The organism is Pseudomonas sp. EB271-G4-1, assembly GCF_058791355.1.
The window spans coordinates 100,890-121,721 of record NZ_JBYTEO010000005.1 but is presented as its reverse complement, the minus strand read 5'-3'; the positions used below and the strand labels follow the sequence as shown (position 1 = coordinate 121,721).

The 20,832-nt window shown below is 61.2% G+C and carries 15 protein-coding genes; 9 read left to right on the top strand and 6 right to left on the bottom strand.

The genetic code is table 11. The features are described 5' to 3' along the window. Positions 1-98: 98 nt before the first annotated feature. Positions 99-1,559 (bottom strand): D-alanyl-D-alanine carboxypeptidase/D-alanyl-D-alanine endopeptidase, encoded by a 1,461-nt coding sequence (dacB, locus tag AC3WWR_RS04395; protein WP_020795914.1) that lies wholly within the window; start codon positions 1,557-1,559, stop codon positions 99-101. A gap of 232 nt (positions 1,560-1,791) precedes the next feature. Here dacB and AC3WWR_RS04390 point away from each other — a divergent pair, with 232 nt between their 5' ends. After that, complete coding sequence (locus AC3WWR_RS04390) at positions 1,792-2,136, top strand: YggL family protein (RefSeq protein WP_008056407.1); 345 nt, start codon at positions 1,792-1,794, stop codon at positions 2,134-2,136. 128 nt (positions 2,137-2,264) lie between these two features. Here AC3WWR_RS04390 and AC3WWR_RS04385 read toward each other — a convergent pair whose 3' ends face one another. Continuing rightward, positions 2,265-3,455 carry a benzoate/H(+) symporter BenE family transporter gene (locus tag AC3WWR_RS04385; RefSeq protein WP_033045248.1) on the bottom strand — a complete coding sequence of 397 codons (1,191 nt, stop codon included), beginning with the start codon at positions 3,453-3,455 and terminating at the stop codon, positions 2,265-2,267. 223 nt (positions 3,456-3,678) lie between these two features. Between AC3WWR_RS04385 and AC3WWR_RS04380 the strand changes: the two genes are divergently transcribed. Next, positions 3,679-4,443 (top strand): GntR family transcriptional regulator, encoded by a 765-nt coding sequence (locus AC3WWR_RS04380; RefSeq protein WP_020795916.1) that lies wholly within the window; start codon positions 3,679-3,681, stop codon positions 4,441-4,443. Positions 4,444-4,593: 150 nt separating this feature from the next. Here AC3WWR_RS04380 and guaD read toward each other — a convergent pair whose 3' ends face one another. From guaD to xdhA, 4 genes are all read right to left on the bottom strand, one after another. Next, entirely contained in the window at positions 4,594-5,898 is a 1,305-nt protein-coding gene (guaD, locus tag AC3WWR_RS04375; protein WP_020795917.1) for a guanine deaminase, read from the bottom strand. 8 nt (positions 5,899-5,906) lie between these two features. Beyond that, complete coding sequence (gene xdhC, locus AC3WWR_RS04370) at positions 5,907-6,764, bottom strand: xanthine dehydrogenase accessory protein XdhC (protein ID WP_033045249.1); 858 nt, start codon at positions 6,762-6,764, stop codon at positions 5,907-5,909. A 117-nt stretch (positions 6,765-6,881) separates the two neighbouring features. Next, on the bottom strand, positions 6,882-9,281 hold the full coding sequence (gene xdhB / locus AC3WWR_RS04365; RefSeq protein WP_020795919.1) for a xanthine dehydrogenase molybdopterin binding subunit: 2,400 nt from the start codon (positions 9,279-9,281) through the stop codon (positions 6,882-6,884). Continuing rightward, the gene (gene xdhA, locus AC3WWR_RS04360) at positions 9,274-10,728 is read right to left on the bottom strand and encodes a xanthine dehydrogenase small subunit (protein ID WP_020795920.1); all 1,455 of its coding nucleotides are present in this window, start codon (positions 10,726-10,728) and stop codon (positions 9,274-9,276) included. The genes xdhB and xdhA overlap by 8 nt, the downstream gene beginning before the upstream one ends. 266 nt (positions 10,729-10,994) lie before the next feature. Between xdhA and AC3WWR_RS04355 the strand changes: the two genes are divergently transcribed. The 7 genes from AC3WWR_RS04355 to AC3WWR_RS04325 all read left to right on the top strand — a co-directional run bounded on the left by AC3WWR_RS04355 (position 10,995) and on the right by AC3WWR_RS04325 (position 20,830). After that, the gene (locus AC3WWR_RS04355) at positions 10,995-11,654 is read left to right on the top strand and encodes a GntR family transcriptional regulator (protein ID WP_020795922.1); all 660 of its coding nucleotides are present in this window, start codon (positions 10,995-10,997) and stop codon (positions 11,652-11,654) included. A 2-nt stretch (positions 11,655-11,656) separates the two neighbouring features. Continuing rightward, positions 11,657-15,145 (top strand): chromosome segregation protein SMC, encoded by a 3,489-nt coding sequence (gene smc / locus AC3WWR_RS04350; RefSeq protein WP_492598529.1) that lies wholly within the window; start codon positions 11,657-11,659, stop codon positions 15,143-15,145. A gap of 255 nt (positions 15,146-15,400) precedes the next feature. Beyond that, positions 15,401-16,246: a cell division protein ZipA gene (gene zipA / locus AC3WWR_RS04345; RefSeq protein WP_020795924.1), complete on the top strand. Its 846-nt coding sequence runs from the start codon at positions 15,401-15,403 to the stop codon at positions 16,244-16,246. A 178-nt stretch (positions 16,247-16,424) separates the two neighbouring features. After that, positions 16,425-18,782 carry an NAD-dependent DNA ligase LigA gene (gene ligA, locus AC3WWR_RS04340; protein WP_492598528.1) on the top strand — a complete coding sequence of 786 codons (2,358 nt, stop codon included), beginning with the start codon at positions 16,425-16,427 and terminating at the stop codon, positions 18,780-18,782. A gap of 164 nt (positions 18,783-18,946) precedes the next feature. Beyond that, entirely contained in the window at positions 18,947-20,110 is a 1,164-nt protein-coding gene (locus AC3WWR_RS04335; protein ID WP_492598527.1) for a zinc-binding metallopeptidase family protein, read from the top strand. An 88-nt stretch (positions 20,111-20,198) separates the two neighbouring features. Continuing rightward, on the top strand, positions 20,199-20,507 hold the full coding sequence (locus AC3WWR_RS04330; RefSeq protein ID WP_020795927.1) for a PepSY domain-containing protein: 309 nt from the start codon (positions 20,199-20,201) through the stop codon (positions 20,505-20,507). Beyond that, complete coding sequence (locus AC3WWR_RS04325; RefSeq protein WP_020795928.1) at positions 20,507-20,830, top strand: PepSY domain-containing protein; 324 nt, start codon at positions 20,507-20,509, stop codon at positions 20,828-20,830. The genes AC3WWR_RS04330 and AC3WWR_RS04325 overlap by 1 nt, the downstream gene beginning before the upstream one ends. The last annotated feature ends 2 nt before the right edge of the window (positions 20,831-20,832 follow it).

The window sequence follows — 20,832 nt, the reverse complement described above, 5'->3', positions numbered from 1 at the left end:
CACCCCCCCCCACCAACCCCCCCCCCCCCCCCCCCCCCCCCCCCCCCCCCCCCCCCCCTCCCCCCCCCCCCCCGCTCCCACAGTTGATTGAGGTGGGGTTAGAGCACCGAAGCGGTCTGCGCCAGTTTCGGCTGGCGATACAGGTCCAGCAGCACCTGGTCGAGCACCGACGATGCGCCAAACGGTGCCTTGTCGTTGAGAATCGCTACCACCGCCCAGGTGTTGCCGTTGATGTCGCGGCTGAAGCCGGCGATCGCCCGCACGGTGTTCAAGGTGCCGGTCTTGACGTGGGCTTCACCGCGCATCGCGGTGGTCTTCAGGCGTTTGCGCATGGTGCCGTCGGTACCGGCAATCGGCATTGAGGCGATGTACTCGGCGGCATAAGGGCTGCGCCAGGCGGCCTGCAGCATCGACGCCATTTCCCGGGCACTGACACGTTCGGCACGAGACAGCCCGGAGCCGTTCTCCATCACCAGGTGCGGCGCGGTGATGCCTTTCTTCGCCAACCACTGGCGCACCACGCGCTGGGCGGCCTTGGCGTCGTCGGCGTCGGCGTCGGTGCGGTACTTCTGGCCCAGGCTCAGGAACAGCTGCTGGGCCATGGTGTTGTTACTGTATTTGTTGATGTCGCGGATGATTTCCGCCAGATCCGGCGAGAAGGCCCGGGCCAGTACCTTGGCGCCCTTGGGCGTTGCCGCCAGCACGTCCTTACCCTGGATGCTGCCGCCCAGTTCTTTCCAGATCGCGCGCACGGCACCGGCCGTGTAGGTCGCGTGGTCCAGCAATGACAGGTAGGTTTGCGAGCTGCAGCCATCACCCAACTGGCCACCGACGGTCACGGTCACGCTGCCATCGGCCTGGGGCACCGGGTTGTAGCGCACGCCGCCGGTGCATTGCTTGGAATTGATCGCCTTGACCTGGTTTTCGATGCGGATGCTGGCAATCGGTGGTTCCACGGAGACCAGCACCCGGCCGCCATCGTTGCGCGCCACGAAACGCAGGGCCTTGAGGTTGACCAACAACGCATCGGGCTTGACCAGGAACGGCTTGTTCTCGTCGTTGCCGTCGTCGTTGAACTCGGGCAGTTGCGGTTGCACGAAGAAGTTCTTGTCCAGGACCAGGTCGCCGGTCACCTGGGTCACGCCGTTGGCGCGCAGGTCGCGCATCAGCAGCCAGAGTTTTTCCATGTTCAGCTTCGGATCACCGCCACCCTTGAGGTAGAGGTTGCCGTTGAGGATGCCGCCGCTCAGGGTGCCATCGGTATAGAACTCGGTTTTCCACTGGTGATTGGGGCCGAGCATTTCCAGGGCCGCGTAAGTGGTGACCAGCTTCATGGTCGACGCCGGGTTGACCGAGACGTCGGCGTTGAAAATGGTCGGGGTGCCGGGGCCGTTGAGCGGAATCATCACCAGCGACAGGGCGTTGTCCTGCAATTTGCTGGCCTTGAGGGCTTTTTCGACATTGGGCGACAGGCTGGTGTTGATCTGATCAGCGGAAACGGGGAGGGCCAGGGGGAAAAGCAGGCCGGCCAGGAGCAATGGACGCAACGATTTGATCATGTAAATAAAACCCTACAGCCGAGGGGGAAAAAGACGAGGGCATGAAGATAAATTCCCTCAGTAGTCATGAAAGTGTCGGCATTATGCCCCAAGGTGCTACAGCGTGTGCCGTGCGTGGGGCCTCCAATCGGCTATTTTTTACCGACGGTAGGCATCGCGGCCCAGAGAATCGGGCAATTGGCGGCTTAAACTGCTAAAGTGCGGCCCGTTATTACTTAAGAGGATTGTTCCAATGGCGACTAACCGTTCCCAGCGTCTGCGCAAAAAATTGTGCGTCGATGAATTTCAAGAGCTGGGTTTCGAACTGAACCTGGATTTCAAGGAAGATCTGTCCGAAGAAGCCATTGATGCCTTCCTCGAGGCCTTCCTTAAAGAAGCCATGGAAGCCAACGGTCTGGGCTATGTCGGCGGTGATGACTACGGTCTGGTTTGCCTGATCAAGCGTGGCTCGGTCAGCGCTGAACAGCGCGCTGCCGTTGAAGCCTGGCTCAAAGGCCGCACCGAGCTGACCAGTGTTGAAGTCAGCCCGCTGCTGGACGTCTGGTACCCGGAAAAGCCGATCAATCCGGTAGCTTGATGTTCTGAAAAAATCGGCGACCCTTGAGTCGCCGTTTTTTTTGGATCAAAAGATCGCAGCCTCGTTTCACTCGTCAGCTCCTACAGGGCCACGCGTTCAATGTAGGAGCTGCCGAAGGCTGCGATCTTTCAGCTTTTACTCCAATTCAGAATCACCAGCGTCACCACCCCCGCCACAATTCCCCAGAACGCCGAACCGATGGAAAACAGCGTCAGCCCCGATGCCGTGACCATGAAGGTAATCAGCGCCGCTTCACGTTCCTTCGCCTCGCTCATGGCGATGCTCAAGCCATTGATGATCGAACCGAACAACGCCAGTGCGGCAATCGACAGCACCAGCTCCTTGGGCAAAGCGGCAAACAACGCTGCCAGCGTCGCGCCGAACACACCGGCGATGCCATAGAAAATCCCGCACCAGACCGCCGCCGTGTAGCGTTTGTTGCGATCCTCATGGGCATGTGGCCCGGTGCAGATCGCCGCGCTGATGGCAGCCAGGTTGATCCCGTGGGAACCGAATGGCGCCAGCAACAACGAGGCGATGCCGGTGGTGGTGATCAGCGGCGAGGCCGGCACGTTGTAACCGTCGGCGCGCAGCACGGCGATGCCCGGCATGTTTTGCGAAGTCATCGCGACCACGAACAACGGGATGCCGATACTGATGGTCGCGGCCAGGGAGAAATGCGGTGTGGTCCACACAGGCGTGGCCACTTCCAGGTGGAACGCGCTGAAGTCCAGCAACCCCATGACCCCGGACAACGCCGTGCCGATCAGCAATGCGCCCAATACTGCATAACGCGGCGACAGGCGCTTGACCACCAGGTAGGTAAAGAACATGCCCAGCACCAGCGCGGTGCGATGCTGGGCCGCGACGAAAATCTCGCTGCCGATCTTGAACAGGATCCCCGCCAGCAAAGCCGCCGCCAGGGACGCCGGAATCTTTTTCACCAGGCGCTCGAAACTGCCGGTCAGCCCGCAAATGGTCACCAGCACTGCGCAGGTGATATAGGCACCGATCGCTTCACCGTAGGTCACGCCCCCCAGGCTGGTGATCAGCAGAGCCGCGCCCGGGGTGGACCAGGCAATGGTGATGGGGGTGCGATAGCGCAACGACAGGCCGATCGAGCACACCGCCATGCCGATGGATATCGCCCAGATCCACGAGGAAATCTGCCCGCTGGTCAGCCCGGCTGCTTGCCCGGCCTGGAACATCAGCACCAGTGAACTGGTGTAGCCAGTCATCATGGCGATGAACCCGGCGACGATGGCCGATGGCGATGTGTCGGCCAGGGGGCGCAGTTGCGTGTGCGTGGCGTCTGTCATGACAGCGTTGTTCCTTGTTCAGGCTGCGAATTCTGCTTTAAAGCCTAAACTCAAACGTAATGGATCGTTGCGATACAGCGGAAGTGACAAACAGCCGTACAGTCGTGTTGGCACCAGCCATTGTGTACAATCGCAGTGTTTTTTACGCGATACTTGCCAGCGACCCACTGTGCCGTATTACAGTCACCGTCAATTCGCCGCAGTTCTCCCGACTCGAGTGCCCATGAACGAACAGTTGCAACCCCTAAAGAAACAGCCGCGCGCAGGCAAAGCCGGCCGCAGCGGAACCCAGGACGATATTGTCTACGCGCATATCTTCGAGGCTATCCTCGAACAGCGCCTGGCGCCCGGCACCAAGTTGAGCGAAGAAGCGCTGGGGGAAATTTTCGGGGTCAGCCGCACCATCATTCGCCGCGCGCTGTCGCGCCTGGCCCATGAAGGCGTGGTATTGCTGCGTCCCAATCGCGGTGCTGTCGTTGCCAGCCCGAGTGTCGAAGAGGCGCGCCAGGTGTTCATGGCCCGGCGCCTGGTGGAACGTGCGATCACTGAACTGGCGGTTCAACACGCCACCGCCGAGCAAATTGCCGAATTGCGCCAGATGGTCAACGACGAGCGCGACAGTTTCTCCCGTGGCGATCGTGGTGCCGGCATCCGCCTGTCTGGCGAGTTCCACCTGAAGCTGGCCGAAGCGGCAAAAAACGCCCCGCTGATCAGCTTCCAGCGCAGCCTGGTGTCCCAGACTTCGCTGATCATCGCCCAGTACGAAAGCGGCAACCGTTCCCACTGCTCCTACGACGAACACACCCAACTGATCGACGCCATTGAAAAGCGCGACGCTGAACTGGCGGTGAACCTGATGATGCATCACATGGATCACATCGACAGCAAGCTCAATCTCGATGAAGAAAGTGCGTCAGATGATTTGCATGCGGTGTTCTCGCATTTGCTGCAGACCAAGAAGCCGGGGCGTTCGCCAGCCAAGCTTTGAAAGATCGCAGCCTCGTTTCACTCGACAGCTCCTACAGAGGAATGCATTCCATGTAGGAGCTGCCGAAGGCTGCGATCCTTTGATCTTTCTGGCAGCCAATAAAAATCCCCCGGACTTTAGAGTGCGGGGGATTTTTCATGCCCGAAAAACCTAGCGCTGATGCACCAGATTCCCCGCCGCATAAGTCTGCAACACCGTCCGGTCATCCCCCAGGGTCATTAACACAAACAACGTCTCGGCAATATTATTGGCCTGCTGCAGGCGATAGCCCAGCAACGGCGTGGCGTTGTAGTCCAGCACCAGGAAGTCGGCGTCGGTGCCCGGCTGCAGATTGCCGATCTTGTCTTCAAGACGCAGCGCACGGGCGCCGCCGAGGGTGGCCAGGTACAGCGACTTGAACGGGCTCAGGCGCGCGCCTTGCAGCTGCATGACCTTGTAGGCCTCGTTCAGCGTTTGCAGCAGCGAGAAACTGGTGCCGCCGCCTACATCGGTGCCGATGCCGACGTTGAGTTTGTGCTTCTCGGCCATCGGCAGGTTGAACAGGCCGCTGCCGAGGAAGAAGTTCGAAGTCGGGCAGAAGGAGATGGCCGAACCGGTTTCTGCCAGTCGCGCGCATTCGTCATCGCACAGGTGCACACCGTGGGCGAAGACCGAGCGCTCGCCGAGCAACTGGTAATGGTCGTAGACATCCAGGTAGCCTTTGCGCTCCGGGAACAGTTCCTTGACCCACTCGATTTCCTTGAGGTTTTCGCTGATGTGGGTCTGCATGTACAGATCCGGGTATTCGGTCAGCAACTGGCCGGCCAGGGTCAACTGTTCCGGGGTGCTGGTCGGGGCAAAGCGCGGGGTGACGGCATAGTGCAGGCGACCCTTGCCGTGCCAGCGCTCGATCAGCGCCTTGCTGTCCAAATAGCTGGATTCGGCGGTGTCGGTCAGGTAGTCCGGGGCGTTGCGGTCCATCATCACCTTGCCGGCGATCATGCGCAGGTCCAGTTGCTCGGCAGCTTCGAAGAACGAGTTCACCGATTGCGGATGCACGCTGCCGAACACCAGCGCGGTGGTGGTGCCGTTGCGCAGCAGTTCCTTGATGAAAATGTCCGCCACTTCGTCAGCGTGAGCCTTGTCGGCGAACTGGCTTTCACAGGGGAAGGTGTAGGTGTTGAGCCAGTCCAGCAGTTGCTCGCCGTAGGCGCCGACCATGCCGGTTTGTGGCAGATGGATGTGGGTGTCGATGAAGCCGGGGGTGATCAGTGCATCCTGGTAATGGGTGATCTCGATATCGGCCGGCAGCGTTGGCAGCAGTTCACTGGCGTGGCCAAGGGCACTGATCTTGCCGTTTTCGATCACCAGCAAACCGTCCTCGAAATACTCATAGGAGGCTTCGATCCCGACTTCGGCGGGGTCGGCGATGCTGTGCAGAATGGCGGCGCGGTAGGCTTTGCGAGTCAGGGGCATGTCAGTTCTCAATTTGAGGCTTTCAAGTTGGTGGCCTGGCTGCGGCGTGAAACGGGCAGCAACTTGGCAATCGGTTCGGCGCGGGACGTTTGTTGGCCGAAACTGGCGTTATAAGTGGCGATGATCTCGCCGGCGATGGAGATGGCGATTTCCACAGGCAGCTTGCCTTTGACTTCGCCGATGCCCATCGGGCAGCGCATGCGTTGCACGACACTGCTGTCGAAGCCGCGGTCGCGCAGGCGGTGTTCGAACTTCACCCGTTTGGTTTTCGAGCCGATCAGGCCGAAGTAGGCGAAGTCGTTGCGCTTGAGAATGGCGGCGGTGAGTTCGAGGTCGAGCTGGTGGTTGTGGGTCATGACGATGCAGTAGCTGCCGGCGGGCAGGTCGTCGATTTCATCCACCGGTTCTTCGCTGACGATCTTGCGTACGCCGTGGGGAATCTGTTCCGGGAATTCGTCTTCCCGCGAGTCGATCCAGCGCACCCGGCAGGGCAGGCTGGCCAGCAGCGGTACCAGCGCGCGACCGACGTGGCCGGCGCCAAACACGGCGATCTGCGCCTGGACCTGGCCCATCGGTTCGAACAGCAACACGGTCGCGCCGCCGCAGCACTGGCCCAGGCTGGCACCGAGGCTGAAGCGCTCGAGATGGGTGTCCTGCTTGCCGCTGGCGAGCATTTCGCGGGCGATCTGCATGGCCTTGTATTCCAGGTGTCCGCCACCGATGGTGTCGAAGGCCTGGTGGGCGCTGACAACCATCTTCGAGCCAGCATTGCGCGGCGTCGAGCCGAGCTCTTCGATGATGGTCACCAACACGCAGGGTTCACCCTGGTTTTGCAGGTCGGCGAGGGCGTCGATCCAGTTGTACATGTTTCACCTCAACATCTCTGTTGTCTGTTCGGGCCTCTTCGCGAGCAGGCTCGCTCCCACATTTGGAATGCTTTCCCCTGTGGGAGCGAGCCTGCTCGCGAAGGCCGCGCCTCGGTCTTAGAGCGAAGCCAACTCGGCATCGGCCTCGACAGCCTTCGCCGCCTTCAACTGGCGCATCTGCTCACAGCCCCACAACACCCGCTCCGGCGTCGCCGGCGCGTCGATCTTCGGTTGATGCCGGTAGTCGCCCAGGCTCGCCACGGCGTCCTTGATCGCGCACCAGGCGGCGATGCCGAGCATGAACGGCGGTTCGCCCACGGCCTTGGAATGGAACACCGTGTCTTCCGGGTTCTTGCGGTTTTCCACCAGCTTCACCCGCAGGTCCAGCGGCATGTCCGCCACGGCCGGGATCTTGTAGCTGGCCGGGCCGTTGGTCATCAGCTTGCCCTTGTTGTTCCACACCAGCTCTTCCATGGTCAGCCAGCCCATGCCCTGGATGAAACCGCCTTCGACCTGGCCGATGTCGATGGCCGGGTTCAGCGAGGCACCGACGTCGTGGAGGATGTCGGTGCGCAGCATTTTGTACTCGCCCGTCAGGGTGTCGATGATCACCTCGCAGCAGGCTGCACCGAAGGCGTAGTAATAGAACGGACGCCCCCGGGCCTGGCTGCGGTCGTAGTAGATTTTCGGGGTCTTGTAGAACCCGGTACTCGACAGCGACACCTGGGCGAAGTACGCCTGCTGGATCAGTGCTTCGAAAGTCAGGATGTGATCGCGAACCCGCACGTGGCCGTTGTGGAACTCCACGTCTTCTTCACTGACCTTGTATTGCCGCGCGGCAAATTCCACCAGGCGTTTCTTGATGGTTTCAGCGGCATTCTGCGCAGCCTTGCCGTTCAGGTCGGCGCCGCTGGAGGCCGCGGTCGGCGAAGTGTTCGGTACTTTGTCAGTGTTGGTCGCGGTGATCTGCACGCGGTCCATTTCCACCTGGAACACCTCGGCCACCACTTGCGCGACTTTGGTGTTCAGGCCCTGGCCCATCTCGGTGCCGCCATGGTTCAGGTGGATGCTGCCGTCGGTGTAGACGTGTACCAGGGCGCCGGCCTGGTTGAGGAAGCTGGCGGTGAAGGAGATGCCGAATTTCACCGGGGTCAGCGCCAGGCCCTTTTTCAGGATCGGGCTGTTGGCGTTGTAGCGACGGATCGCTTCGCGGCGCTCGGCGTACTGGCTGCTTGCTTCCAGTTCGGCGGTCATTTCCTCGAGCATGTTGTGCTCGACGGTCTGGTAGTAATGGGTGACGTTGCGCTCGGTCTTGCCATAGTAGTTGGCCTTGCGCACCGCCAGCGGATCCAGCCCCAAGTGACGGGCGATGGCGTCCATCACTTCTTCGATGGCGACCATGCCTTGCGGGCCGCCGAACCCACGGTAGGCGGTGTTCGAGGCGGTGTTGGTCTTGCAGCGATGACCGTTAACGGTCGCGTCGCCCAGGTAATACGAGTTGTCCGAGTGGAACATCGCGCGGTCGACGATCGACGCCGACAGGTCTGGCGAACAGCCGCAGTTGCCGGCCAGTTCCAGGTTGATGCCGTGCAGGCGTCCGGTGCTGTCGAAGCCCACGTCGTATTCGACATAGAACGGGTGCCGCTTGCCGGTCATCAGCATGTCTTCGACACGGGGCAGGCGCATCTTGGTCGGCTGGCCGGTGAGGTGCGCGATCACTGCGCACAGGCAGGCCGGGCTGGCCGCCTGGGTTTCCTTGCCGCCAAAACCGCCACCCATGCGACGCATGTCGACCACGATCTTGTTCATCGAAACGTCCAGCACTTCGGCCACCAGTTTCTGCACTTCGGTGGGGTTCTGGGTCGAGCAGTAGACGATCATGCCGCCGTCTTCGGTGGGCATCACCGAGGAAATCTGGGTTTCCAGGTAGAAGTGTTCCTGCCCGCCGATGTGCAGCGTGCCCTGGATGCGATGTTCGGCAGTGGCCAGCGCCGTCGCCGAATCGCCGCGCTGGTGCGTGTGGCTGTCGAGCACGAAGTGGCGCTTGCGCAGGGCTTCGACCACGTCCAGTACCGGTTCCAGGTCTTCGTATTCGATGATCGCGGCCATCGCCGCCTTGCGTGCGGTTTCCAGGTCTTTGGCGGCAACGGCCACCACGGGTTGACCGACGAATTGCACGGTGTCGATCGCCAGCAGCGGATCGCCCGGCAGCAACGGGCCAATGTCCTTCAAGCCCGGTACGTCTTCGTGGGTAATGGCGATGCGCACACCCTCGAAGGCATAGCACGGCGAGGTGTCGATGCTGATGATCCGGGCGTGGGCACGGTCCGACATGCGGGCGTACACGTGCAACTGGTTCGGAAACTCCAGGCGATCATCGATGTACTGCGCTTCACCGGACACATGCTTGGCGGCGCTGTCGTGCTTGACGCTGCGGCCGACACCGGTGGTCAGGTCCTTGGCGAACAGTTCAGCCAGTTCGGCCTGGGTCTTCTCTACGGCGTGATGGTTAGACATAAGCGGTCACCCGAGTCTCGATGTGCGGCGTTTGCAGTTCGATGAAGTATTTGCGCAGCAGGTTTTGTGCGCTGAGCAGGCGGTATTCCTTGCTGGCGCGGAAGTCCGACAGCGGTGTGAAATCTTCGGCCAGGGCAGCGCAGGCGCGTTCAACGGTGGCGCTGTTGAAGGGCGAACCGATCAGCGCGGTTTCGCAACTGTTGGCGCGTTTCGGAATGGCCGCCATGCCACCGAAGGCCACGCGGGCATCGGCGACCACACCGTTTTCCAGGCGCAGGTTGAATGCCGCGCACACGGCCGAAATGTCATCGTCCAGGCGCTTGGACACCTTGTAGGCGCGGAACAGCTGTTCGACGCTGGCGCGAGGCACGATGATCTTCTCGATGAACTCGCTTTCCTGGCGCGCCGTGACGCGGTAATCGATGAAGTAATCCTCCAGGGCCAGGGTGCGGCGGGTTTCGCCCTTGCACAGGACAATTTGCGCGCCCAAGGCAATCAGCAGGGGCGGCGAGTCGCCGATGGGCGAGGCGTTGCCGATGTTGCCGCCCAAAGTGCCCTGGTTGCGGATCTGCAGGGAGGCGAAGCGTTGCAGCAGTTCGCCGAAGTCCGGGTACTCGGCCTTCAGGGCCTCGTAGCAGTCGGAGAGGGCGGTGGCGGCGCCGATTTCCAGGCGGTCGTCGAAGCGTTCGATGCGCTTCATTTCGGCGACGTTGCCGACGTAGATCATCACCGGCAACGTGCGGTGGAACTGGGTCACTTCCAGCGCCAGGTCAGTGCCGCCGGCCAGCAGCCGGGCCTGTGGATAAGCGTCGTAGAGGTCGGCCAGGTCGGCCACGGTCAAAGGCACCAGGCAACGCTTGTCGCCGCTGTTGAGTTCGCCGATATCGGTCGGCGCGATGGCTTTGAGCCGGGCAATGGTCTGGGCTTCGTTGGCATCGAACTGATCCGGCTTTTTAGCGCAGCAGGACTGCTCGGCGGCTTCCAGGATCGGCCGATAGCCGGTGCAGCGGCAGAGGTTGCCGGCCAGGGCTTCGTGGGCCTTGTGCTGATCCGGTGCGTCGCTGTTCTTTTGCAGGGCAAACAACGACATCACGAAACCAGGGGTGCAGAACCCGCATTGCGAGCCGTGGCACTCGACCATGGCCTTCTGCACGCTGTGCAGTTCGCCCTTGTGCTTGAGGTCTTCGACGCTGATCAGTTGCTTGCCGTGCAAGGACGAAACGAACGTCAGGCACGAGTTGAGGCTGCGGTAGCGAATGTGTTCGCGGCCCGCATCATCGGTCTGCAATTCGCCGACCACCACGGTGCACGCGCCACAGTCACCACTGGCGCAGCCTTCTTTGGTGCCGGGTTTGCCCACATGGTCGCGCAGATAATTGAGCACGGTCAGGTTCGGGTCCAGGGCGTGCTCGCTACGGAGTTCCTGGTTGAGTAAAAACTGGATCACGGAAGGCCTCGCAGACTCATTATTGTTGTTAACCGCCATGAACCGAATTTAGCAGGTCTGACTTTTCGGTCAATGATTTTCTGACTTAAAGGTCAGGAAAATGCATTTTGTCGATTAACGTCGCTTTTCTTCATTATTGACCCTCGATCAACAGCCTGCTTTTTGCTTGAATCGTGCCAAAAACCACTGGGTGGGCCCTGCGCCATGACGTATCAATTGCGCTACACTGCGCCGCTTGTACAAATCGAAGAGTTTGAAGGACAACCATGACGTTCAAGGCGCCGGACAGCCTCGCCGAGCAAATCGCGCATCATCTCGCCGAACGCATCATTCGCGGCGAAATGAAGCCCGGGGAGCGCATCCAGGAACAGAAGGTCACGCAGGCACTCGACGTCAGTCGTGGCTCGGTCCGCGAGGCTTTGCTGATTCTCGAGCGCCGGCACCTGATCGCCATCCTGCCGCGACGTGGCGCCCACGTCACCGAACTCACCGCGCACAAGGTCAAGAGCCTTTGCACGCTGATGAGCGAGATGTACATCCTGCTCGCCAACGCCGTGGCCACTGGCTGGAAAGTCCAGGCCGACCTGGCGCCGTTCGTGCAGATCCAGCAGCGCCTGACGGCCAGCTACGAGCGCCAGGACATCCATGCCTTCGTCGACGACAGTTTCAACGTGATGCGTGCCACGTACTCGTTTGCCAACAATCCTTACCTGCAGGAAACCGTCGAGAATCTGCAGCCGGCCATGAGCCGTGCGTATTTTCTCGCCCTGGAGCAACGCAAGGCCTCGATGAGTGAGTATCTGGAGCTGTTCGAACGTCTGCTTGCTGCAGTGATCGCCCGTGATTTTCCACTGATCCGCGAAGTGCTGACCGCTTATGGCCAGCGCAGTTGCGATCTGGTGATCTCTGCCCTGACGGACGCATAAGCGTGCGGCTAAAGTGCATCAAGTTGGCGGGGTTCAAGTCCTTCGTCGACCCGACCACAGTGAACTTTCCCAGCAACATGGCGGCGGTGGTTGGGCCCAATGGTTGCGGCAAGTCGAACATCATCGACGCCGTGCGCTGGGTGATGGGCGAGAGTTCGGCGAAGAACCTGCGCGGCGAGTCGATGACCGACGTCATCTTCAACGGCTCCACCAGCCGCAAGCCGGTGAGCCAGGCGAGCATCGAACTGGTATTCGATAACGCCGATGGCACATTGCTCGGTGAATACGCCGCCTATGCGGAAATTTCCATTCGCCGCAAAGTCACCCGCGACAGCCAGACCACCTATTACCTCAATGGCACCAAATGCCGGCGCCGCGACATCACCGATATCTTCCTCGGCACCGGCCTGGGCCCGCGCAGCTACTCGATCATCGAACAGGGGATGATCTCCAAGCTGATCGAGTCCAAGCCTGAAGACCTGCGCAACTTCATTGAAGAGGCGGCGGGGATCTCCAAGTACAAGGAGCGTCGGCGCGAAACCGAAAACCGCATCCGCCGCACCCACGAAAACCTGGAGCGCCTGACCGACCTGCGCGAAGAGCTCGAACGTCAGCTCGAACGCTTGCACCGCCAGGCCGAAGCGGCCAAGAAGTACCAGGAATTCAAAGGCGAGGAGCGCCAGCTCAAGGCGCAACTGTCGGCCCTGCGCTGGCAGGACCTGAACGACCAGGTCGGCCAGCGCGAAGCGATCATCGGCACCCAGGAAGTCAGTTTCGAAGCCCTGGTGGCCGAACAGCGCAACGCCGATGCCAGCATCGAACGCTTGCGCGACGGCCATCACGACCTCTCCGAGCGCTTCAATCTGGTGCAGGGGCGCTTCTATTCGGTCGGCGGCGACATCGCCCGGGTCGAACAGAGCATCCAGCACGGCCAGCAGCGCTTGCGCCAATTGCAGGACGACTTGAAGGAAGCCGAGCGTGCGCGCCTGGAGACCGAGTCGCACCTGGGGCACGACCGCACACTGTTGCTGACCCTCGGCGAAGAACTGGACATGCTTACGCCGGAGCAGGAAGTCACCAGCGCCGCCGCCGAAGAGGCTGCCGCTGCGCTGGAGGAATCCGAAACCACCATGCACGGCTGGCAGGAGCAGTGGGACACGTTCAACCTCAGTGCCGCCGAGCCACGGCGCCAGTCGGAAGTCCAGCAATCACGGATCCAGCAGCTGGAAACCAGCCTGGAGCGCCTGGCCGAACGGCACCGGCGCCTGGGTGAAGAGCGCGCGTTGTTGTCGGCGGACCCGGAAGACGCGGCGATCATGGCGCTCAACGAGCAGCTCGCTGAATCCGAGGCGACCCTCGAAGATTTGCAGACCAGTGAAGAAGCTCAGGTTGAAAAGCTCGAGCAACTGCGCCAGCAATTGCAGCAGGCACTGTCGGCGCAGCAACAGGCCCAGGGCGATCTGCAGCGCCTCAACGGTCGCCTGGCTTCGCTTGAAGCCTTGCAGCAAGCCGCACTAGACCCGGGCACCGGCACCGCGCAATGGCTGAGCGAGCAGAATTTGGCGGACCGCCCGCGCCTGGCCGAAGGCCTGAAAGTCGAAGCCGGTTGGGAGCTGGCGGTGGAAACCGTACTGGGCGCCGACCTGCAAGCGGTGCTGGTGGATGACTTCAACGATTTCGATTTGTCCGGGTTTACTCAAGGCGATCTGCGCTTGCTCAGCCCCGCGACCGACGGCGCGCGCGTGCCCGGCAGCCTGCTCGATAAAGTCGAGGCGCAGATCGATCTGTCGCCGTGGCTGGGGCAGGTCAAACCCGTCGAAAGCCTCGAACAAGCGCTGGGGTTGCGTGGGCAGCTGGCAGCGGGCCAGAGCCTGATCAGCCGCGACGGATATTGGATCGGTCGGCACTTTTTGCGCGTGCGCCGCGCCAGTGAAGCGGAAAGCGGGATGCTCGCCCGTGGTCAGGAAATCCAGAAACTGGGCCTTGAACGCGAAGAACGTGAAGCGGCCGTCGAAGCCTTGGAAACCGAATTGCAAAACCTGCGGGCGCAACAGCGCCAGCAGGAAAACGGCCGCGAACATTTGCGCCGCCTACTGCAGGACGAAGCGCGCCAGCAAGGTGAACTCAAGGCTCAGCTGTCGGCCGGCAAGGCCAAGGCCGAGCAGTTGAACCTGCGGCGCACGCGCCTCGATGAAGAGCTCCAGGAGTTGGCGGAACAGCGAGCCCTGGAACATGAACAGATCGGTGAAGCGCGCCTGCACTTGCAGGAGGCCCTCGACGCCATGGCCCTGGACACCGAGCAGCGCGAGCTGCTGCTGGCGCAACGCGACAGCTTGCGCGAACGGCTTGACCGGGTGCGCCAGGAAGCCCGCCAGCACAAGGATCACGCCCATCAACTGGCGGTGCGCCTGGGCTCGCTGCGGGCCCAGCATGACTCGACGCGCCAGGCCCTGGAACGCCTGGAAATGCAGGCCGAGCGTCTGACGGAAAAACGCGAGCAACTGAGCCTCAATCTGGAAGAGGGCGAGGCGCCGCTGGAAGAGCTGCGCCTGAAACTTGAAGAATTGCTCGACAAGCGCATGACCGTCGACGAAGAGCTCAAGACCGCGCAGATCGCCCTGGAAGATGCCGACCGCGAACTGCGTGACGCCGAAAAGCGCCGCAACCAGGCCGAACAACAGTCCCAACTGATTCGCGGCCAGCTTGAAAACCAGCGCATGGAATGGCAAGCCCTGACCGTGCGGCGCAAGGCGTTGCAGGACCAGTTGCTCGAAGACGGCTACGACCTGCACGGCGTGCTGGCCACGCTGACCGCCGAGGCCTGCGAGAAAGCCGCCGAGGAAGAACTCGAGCGCATTGCCGCGCGAATCCAGCGACTGGGCGCGATCAACCTCGCGGCCATTGATGAGTATCAGCAACAATCGGAGCGTAAACGTTATCTGGACGCCCAGAACGACGATCTGGTCGAAGCGCTCGATACGCTCGAGAACGTGATTCGCAAGATCGACAAGGAAACCCGAAACCGTTTTAAAGATACCTTTGATCAGATCAATGGCGGTTTACAGGCACTTTTCCCAAAAGTTTTCGGTGGAGGGCGCGCGTATTTGGAACTGACGGGCGAAGATCTACTCGATACAGGGGTGACGATCATGGCGCAGCCGCCTGGAAAGAAGAACAGCACCATCCATTTGCTATCAGGTGGCGAAAAGGCCCTGACCGCATTGGCCCTGGTTTTTGCGATCTTCAAGCTGAACCCGGCGCCGTTCTGCATGCTCGATGAAGTGGACGCGCCATTGGATGACGCTAACGTCGGACGCTACGCACGACTGGTCAAGGAGATGTCGCAGACGGTGCAGTTCATCTATATCACCCACAACAAGATCGCCATGGAAATGGCTGAACAACTGATGGGGGTGACGATGCACGAACCGGGTTGCTCGCGTCTGGTGGCGGTGGATGTCGAGGAGGCCATGGCGATGGTGGACGCCTGAAACATGGCTTTCAGGTCGGATTTTTTAGCGGTGGGACCTAATTAGCCATGCCGACTTGCTGGCCAATCGACATAATCGCGGGGCCAACGTGCCAGACGGTGTAAAGTTGCCTTTGGTCGTGCTAGTTTAATGTCAATTTTTCGTATACGTGGGCAAAACGCCTGTCAGAACATAGAGTTGGCGCCACGTTTTAAAGCGGTTTACAGAATGTAAGCCCCTTATTTTTCAGCATTTTTTATAGAGGCACGGGATTACATGGAAATCGGTCTGCGCGAGTGGCTGATCGTCATCGGCATTATTGTCATTGCCGGTATTCTTTTCGATGGCTGGCGCCGTATGCGCGGCGGCAAGGGAAAGCTGAAATTCCGTCTTGACCGGAGCCTGTCCAACTTGCCCGACGAGGACACCAGCCCCGAGGTGTTGGGCCCGTCTCGCGTCCTGGATACGCACAAGGAACCGCAACTGGACGAGCACGACCTGCCGTCAGTGAGCATGCCTGCCCGCGATTCGGGCTCCAAGCGCGGCAAGCGTGGCCATGGCGAGCCTTCCCAGGGCGACATGAACTTAAGCCTGGACCTGGACGGCGGCCCTAGCTTCAGCAGCCGTGACGACGATTTCCCGGATGACACCAAGGCATCGCCTGCGGTCAGCGAAAAAGAGCAGCCGCAAGCAGAAGAAGTGCTGGTCATCAGCGTAATCTGCCGCGATCCGGCCGGCTTCAAGGGCCCGGCGCTGCTGCAGAACATTCTCGAAAGCGGCCTGCGTTTCGGCGAAATGGACATCTTCCACCGTCACGAAAGCATGGCGGGCAATGGCGAAGTGCTGTTCTCCATGGCCAACGCGGTCAAGCCTGGCGTCTTCGACCTGGACGACATCGACCACTTCAGCACCCCGGCGGTGAGCTTCTTCCTCGGCTTGCCAGGCCCGCGTCATCCGAAGCAGGCCTTCGACGTGATGGTGGCTGCAGCACGTAAACTGTCACAAGAGTTGAACGGCGAGCTGAAGGACGACCAACGCAGCGTATTGACCGCCCAGACGATTGAGCACTACCGTCAGCGCATCGTTGAATTCGAGCGTCGCGCACTGACCCAGAAGCGCTGATATTTGTAACGTGTGGAAACCTCCGTACCCCTGTAGGAGCCGGCTTGCTGGCGATGGCGATGTCGAATACGCCTTCGCCGGCAAGTCGGATCGCCGCACCGCAGGCTCCTACAATGAATCAACGCCGCATCGAAATTGAGCAGCCTCGGCTGCTCTTTTGCTTTATGAGAGACCACCCATGACTGCCGCCCAAGACCGCATTCTAGAGCTACGTGCCGAGCTGGATCAGCACAACTATCGTTATCACGTGCTGGACGAGCCGAGCATCCCGGACGCCGAGTACGACCGGTTGTTCAACGAACTCAAAGCCCTCGAAGCGGCACATCCCGACCTGGTAACCAGCGATTCGCCGACACAGCGGGTGGGTAGCGCGGCACTGTCGGCATTCACCCAGGTACGCCACGAAGTGCCGATGCTCAGCCTGGGCAACGCCTTCGAAGAAACCGACATGCGCGAGTTCGACCGTCGGGTGACCGAGGGCCTGGACCTGCCGGCCGGTGATCTGTTCGGCGCTGGCGCGGCGGTTGAATACAGCTGCGAACCCAAGCTCGATGGCCTGGCGGTCAGCCTGCTCTATCAGGACGGCATGCTGGTGCGTGGGGCCACCCGCGGCGACGGTACCACCGGCGAAGACATCAGCGTCAACGTGCGCACCGTGCGCAACATCCCGCTCAAGCTGCACGGCACTGGCTGGCCGGCGACCCTGGAAGTGCGCGGCGAAGTGTTCATGTCCAAGGCCGGTTTTGAACGGCTCAATGCCACGCAACTGGAAGTCGGCGGCAAGACCTTCGCCAACCCACGCAACGCCGCGGCCGGCAGCTTGCGCCAGCTGGATTCGAAGATCACCGCCAACCGTCCGCTGGAGTTTTGCTGCTATGGCATCGGCCAGGTGTCTGCGGACATCGCCGACACGCATATCGGCAACCTGCAGCAACTCAAGGCCTGGGGCATGCCGATCAGCCATGAGCTGAAGCTGGCGAACGGCATCGACGAGTGCCTGGATTACTACCGCGACATCGGCGAGCGCCGCAATGCGTTGCCTTATGAAATCGACGGTGTGGTGTTCAAGGTCAACAGCATCGCGTCCCAGCGCGAACTGGGTTTCCGCGCCCGCGAGCCGCGCTGGGCCATCGCCCATAAATTCCCGGCCATGGAAGAACTCACCGAGCTGCTCGACGTGGAATTCCAGGTCGGCCGCACCGGCGCGGTGACGCCGGTGGCGCGCCTCAGGCCGGTCAAGGTTGCCGGTGTCACCGTGGCCAACGCGACGCTGCACAACATGGACGAAGTGGCGCGCCTGGGCCTGATGATCGGTGACACGGTGATCATTCGCCGCGCCGGCGACGTGATTCCGCAAGTGGTGCAAGTGGTCACCGAGCGTCGCCCGGAAGACGCCCGGCCGGTGCAGATCCCGCAGCAGTGCCCGGTGTGCGGCTCCCACGTCGAGCGCACGCAACTGGTCAAGCGCAGCAAGGGTCGCGAGACGGTCAGCGAAGGCGCGGTGTACCGCTGCGTCGGGCGCCTGGCCTGCGGTGCCCAACTCAAGCAGGCGATCATTCACTTCGTCTCCCGTCGCGCCATGGACATCGAAGGCCTGGGCGACAAGAGCGTCGAACAGCTGGTCGATGAAGGGTTGGTGAGTTCGCCGGCTGACCTGTACGCCCTGAAGTTCGAGGACATCGTCGACCTGGAAGGCTTTGCCGAGCTGTCGAGCAACAAGCTGCTCAGTGCTATCGCCGACAGCAAGAAACCGGGGCTGGCACGTTTCATCTACGCCCTGGGCATTCCCGATGTCGGCGAGGAGACGGCCAAGGTGCTGGCACGTTCCCTGGGTTCGCTGGAGCGGGTGCAAAAAGCCTTGCCACAAGTGCTGACCTACCTGCCGGACGTCGGCCTGGAAGTGGCCCACGAAATTCACAGCTTCTTCGAAGATGCGCACAACCAGCAGGTCATTACCGAACTGCTCAACCACGGTTTGCAGATTCAGGACCAGGGCGAGCTGGGCGCCGAGTTTGCCGCCAGCACCACGTTGGGCGGTTTCCTCGACAAGCTGCACATCCCTTCGGTGGGGCCGGGCGGGGCGCAGAAACTGGCTGACAAGTTCGGTTCGCTGCAAGCGGTGATCAGCGCCGACTGGTTGGACATGCGCCAGGCATTGCCCGAGAAGCAGGCCACTTCGGTTCGCGAATTTTTCGCCATCGAGGCCAATCGCCAACTGGCCGAAGCCGCCGAGAAGCAACTGGCGGATTTCGGCATGCACTGGCACAGCGAGAAGAAAGTCGTCGAAGGCCTGCCGCTTGCCGGCCAGACCTGGGTGCTCACCGGTTCGCTGGAGTTGATGAGTCGCGACGTGGCCAAGGACAAACTCGAAAGCCTCGGTGCCAAAGTCGCAGGCTCCGTATCGGCCAAGACCCACTGCGTGGTCGCGGGGCCGGGAGCGGGGTCGAAGTTGACCAAGGCCAATGAGCTGGGGTTGAAGGTGCTGGATGAAGAGGCGTTCGTCGAGTTCCTGAAAAAACACGGTATTGCGGTCTAAGTGATCGTTCCCACGCTCTGCGTGGGAATGCAGCCCGGGACGCTCCGCGTCCCATTCGAGAGCTGGAACGCGGAGCGTCCCTTGAGGCATTCCCACGCAGAGCATGGGAACGATCTTCACCCAGGAATGATCTAGTCTTGGCAAGCCCCAGGGAGAGATCGCTCATGCACCGCTTCTTCGAACAGCTCACTTCGCGTATCGCTGCCCCCTTCACTGGCGAAAGCTCGCGCAGCAGCAAGATCTGGCCCTGTCGATGCGGGCAGTCGCTGTTCTTTCGCAACAGCCAGTGCCTGGCCTGTTCCGCAGCCTTGGGTTATCAGCCAGAGCAAAGCCGCCTGTCTTCACTGCAGCCAGGCGAACAGCGCGACACCTGGCTGCTCGATGCCGATCCCTCTGCCGGCCTGTTTCGTCGCTGCGCCAATCTCGATTCGCCCGCCGCGTGCAATTGGCTGCTGCCGGCCAATGACCACGACTCACTGTGCATCGCCTGTAGCCTGAACCGTACCATCCCCGACTTATCCATTGCCGAAAACCACGAGCGCTGGCGCAAGATGGAAATCGCCAAGCGCCGACTGGTCGCGCAATTGGTCAGCCTCGGGTTGCAGGTGGTCCCGAAAACCCTGGATGATGAAGTCGGCCTGGCCTTCGACTTCATCGGCGTCGACCTCGAAGGCAATGCACCCACCACCGGCCACGCCAATGGCCTGATCACCCTCGATATCAAGGAAGCCGACGACGCCCACCGCGAACAGGTGCGGGTGCAAATGCACGAACCCTATCGCACCTTGCTCGGGCATTTTCGTCATGAAGTCGGGCATTACTATTGGGACCGCTTGATTGCTGATAGTGACTGGCTGGATCCCTTTCGCGACCTGTTCGGCGACGAACGCGCCAGCTACGCCGAGGCCCTGGAGCGGCATTATCAGCAAGGCGCGCCGCTCGACTGGCAGCAGCAGTACGTCAGCGCCTACGCCACCATGCACCCCTGGGAAGACTGGGCCGAAACCTGGGCTCACTACCTGCACATGATGGACGCCGTCGACACCGCGCTCGGGTTTGGCATGAGCGCACGGGAAATGGACCTCGACTATCAGCCCTTTCCCCCCAGCACCCTCTACGATCCGCAGCACCCCGGCGGTACCGCGTTCCTCTCATTCGTCAATGCGTGGATCGAACTGGCCGGCATGCTCAATGAATTGTCGCGCAGCATGGGCCAGCCGGATTTCTACCCCTTCGTGCTGCCGCCCGCGGTGATCGCCAAGCTGCACTTCATCCACCTGGTGATCCAGCGCGCGGGCGGCAGGGCGGATGAAGTACTGGCACAATAGTTGTGCATGATGGCAATTCAGTTTCAGTTAAGTTCGTTTCGCTAAGGTGAGCCCCGTAGGCAACACATAAAAGATACGGAGACACCCCATGAAATCCTTCACTGCCCTGTTCGTCACATCCCTCATCGCCATGTCCGCCAGCCTCGCCCATGCACGTGACCTCGGGCCCGACGAAGCCCTGAGACTGCGAGACGCTGGTACCATTGTGTCTTTCGAGAAGCTCAACGCCACCGCGCTGGCCAAGCACCCAGGCTCCACGGTCACGGAAACCGAACTGGAAGAAGAGTACGGCAAGTACATCTACCAGATTGAACTGCGCGATCCGCAGGGCCTCGAGTGGGACCTGGAGCTGGACGCGGTCAGCGGGCAGATTCTCAAGGATCATCAGGACACGTAATGACGCTGCAATCCTTTTCACTTCGACGCGCCAGCGCCCGCCTGGCGCTGGCGCTGCTGGTTTTTTGCTCGGTGGTGGCGGCCCGCGACCTCGACCAGGACGAGGCCCTGCGCCTGCGCCAACAAGGTGTGATCCTGCCGCTCGAGCAACTTTTACAGCAGGCACTGGATCGTTATCCGGGCGCCAAGCTGCTGGAAGCCGAGCTCGAAGAAAAGCATGACGTCTACATTTATGAAGTCGAATTGCTGACCAGCGAAGGCGTGGTCCGCGAACTGGACATCGACGCCACCACCGGCCGTTTACTCAAAGACAAGGAAGATTGACC

What these genes read in the sequence shown, in the direction of transcription:
- dacB (WP_020795914.1), bottom strand. Translation starts at nt 1,559, where the DNA reads ATGATCAAATCGTTGCGTCCATTGCTCCTGGCCGGCCTGCTTTTCCCC.
- AC3WWR_RS04390 (WP_008056407.1), top strand. Translation starts at nt 1,792, where the DNA reads ATGGCGACTAACCGTTCCCAGCGTCTGCGCAAAAAATTGTGCGTCGAT.
- AC3WWR_RS04385 (WP_033045248.1), bottom strand. Translation starts at nt 3,455, where the DNA reads ATGACAGACGCCACGCACACGCAACTGCGCCCCCTGGCCGACACATCG.
- AC3WWR_RS04380 (WP_020795916.1), top strand. Translation starts at nt 3,679, where the DNA reads ATGAACGAACAGTTGCAACCCCTAAAGAAACAGCCGCGCGCAGGCAAA.
- guaD (WP_020795917.1), bottom strand. Translation starts at nt 5,898, where the DNA reads ATGCCCCTGACTCGCAAAGCCTACCGCGCCGCCATTCTGCACAGCATC.
- xdhC (WP_033045249.1), bottom strand. Translation starts at nt 6,764, where the DNA reads ATGTACAACTGGATCGACGCCCTCGCCGACCTGCAAAACCAGGGTGAA.
- xdhB (WP_020795919.1), bottom strand. Translation starts at nt 9,281, where the DNA reads ATGTCTAACCATCACGCCGTAGAGAAGACCCAGGCCGAACTGGCTGAA.
- AC3WWR_RS04355 (WP_020795922.1), top strand. Translation starts at nt 10,995, where the DNA reads ATGACGTTCAAGGCGCCGGACAGCCTCGCCGAGCAAATCGCGCATCAT.
- zipA (WP_020795924.1), top strand. Translation starts at nt 15,401, where the DNA reads ATGGAAATCGGTCTGCGCGAGTGGCTGATCGTCATCGGCATTATTGTC.
- ligA (WP_492598528.1), top strand. Translation starts at nt 16,425, where the DNA reads ATGACTGCCGCCCAAGACCGCATTCTAGAGCTACGTGCCGAGCTGGAT.
- AC3WWR_RS04335 (WP_492598527.1), top strand. Translation starts at nt 18,947, where the DNA reads ATGCACCGCTTCTTCGAACAGCTCACTTCGCGTATCGCTGCCCCCTTC.
- AC3WWR_RS04330 (WP_020795927.1), top strand. Translation starts at nt 20,199, where the DNA reads ATGAAATCCTTCACTGCCCTGTTCGTCACATCCCTCATCGCCATGTCC.
- AC3WWR_RS04325 (WP_020795928.1), top strand. Translation starts at nt 20,507, where the DNA reads ATGACGCTGCAATCCTTTTCACTTCGACGCGCCAGCGCCCGCCTGGCG.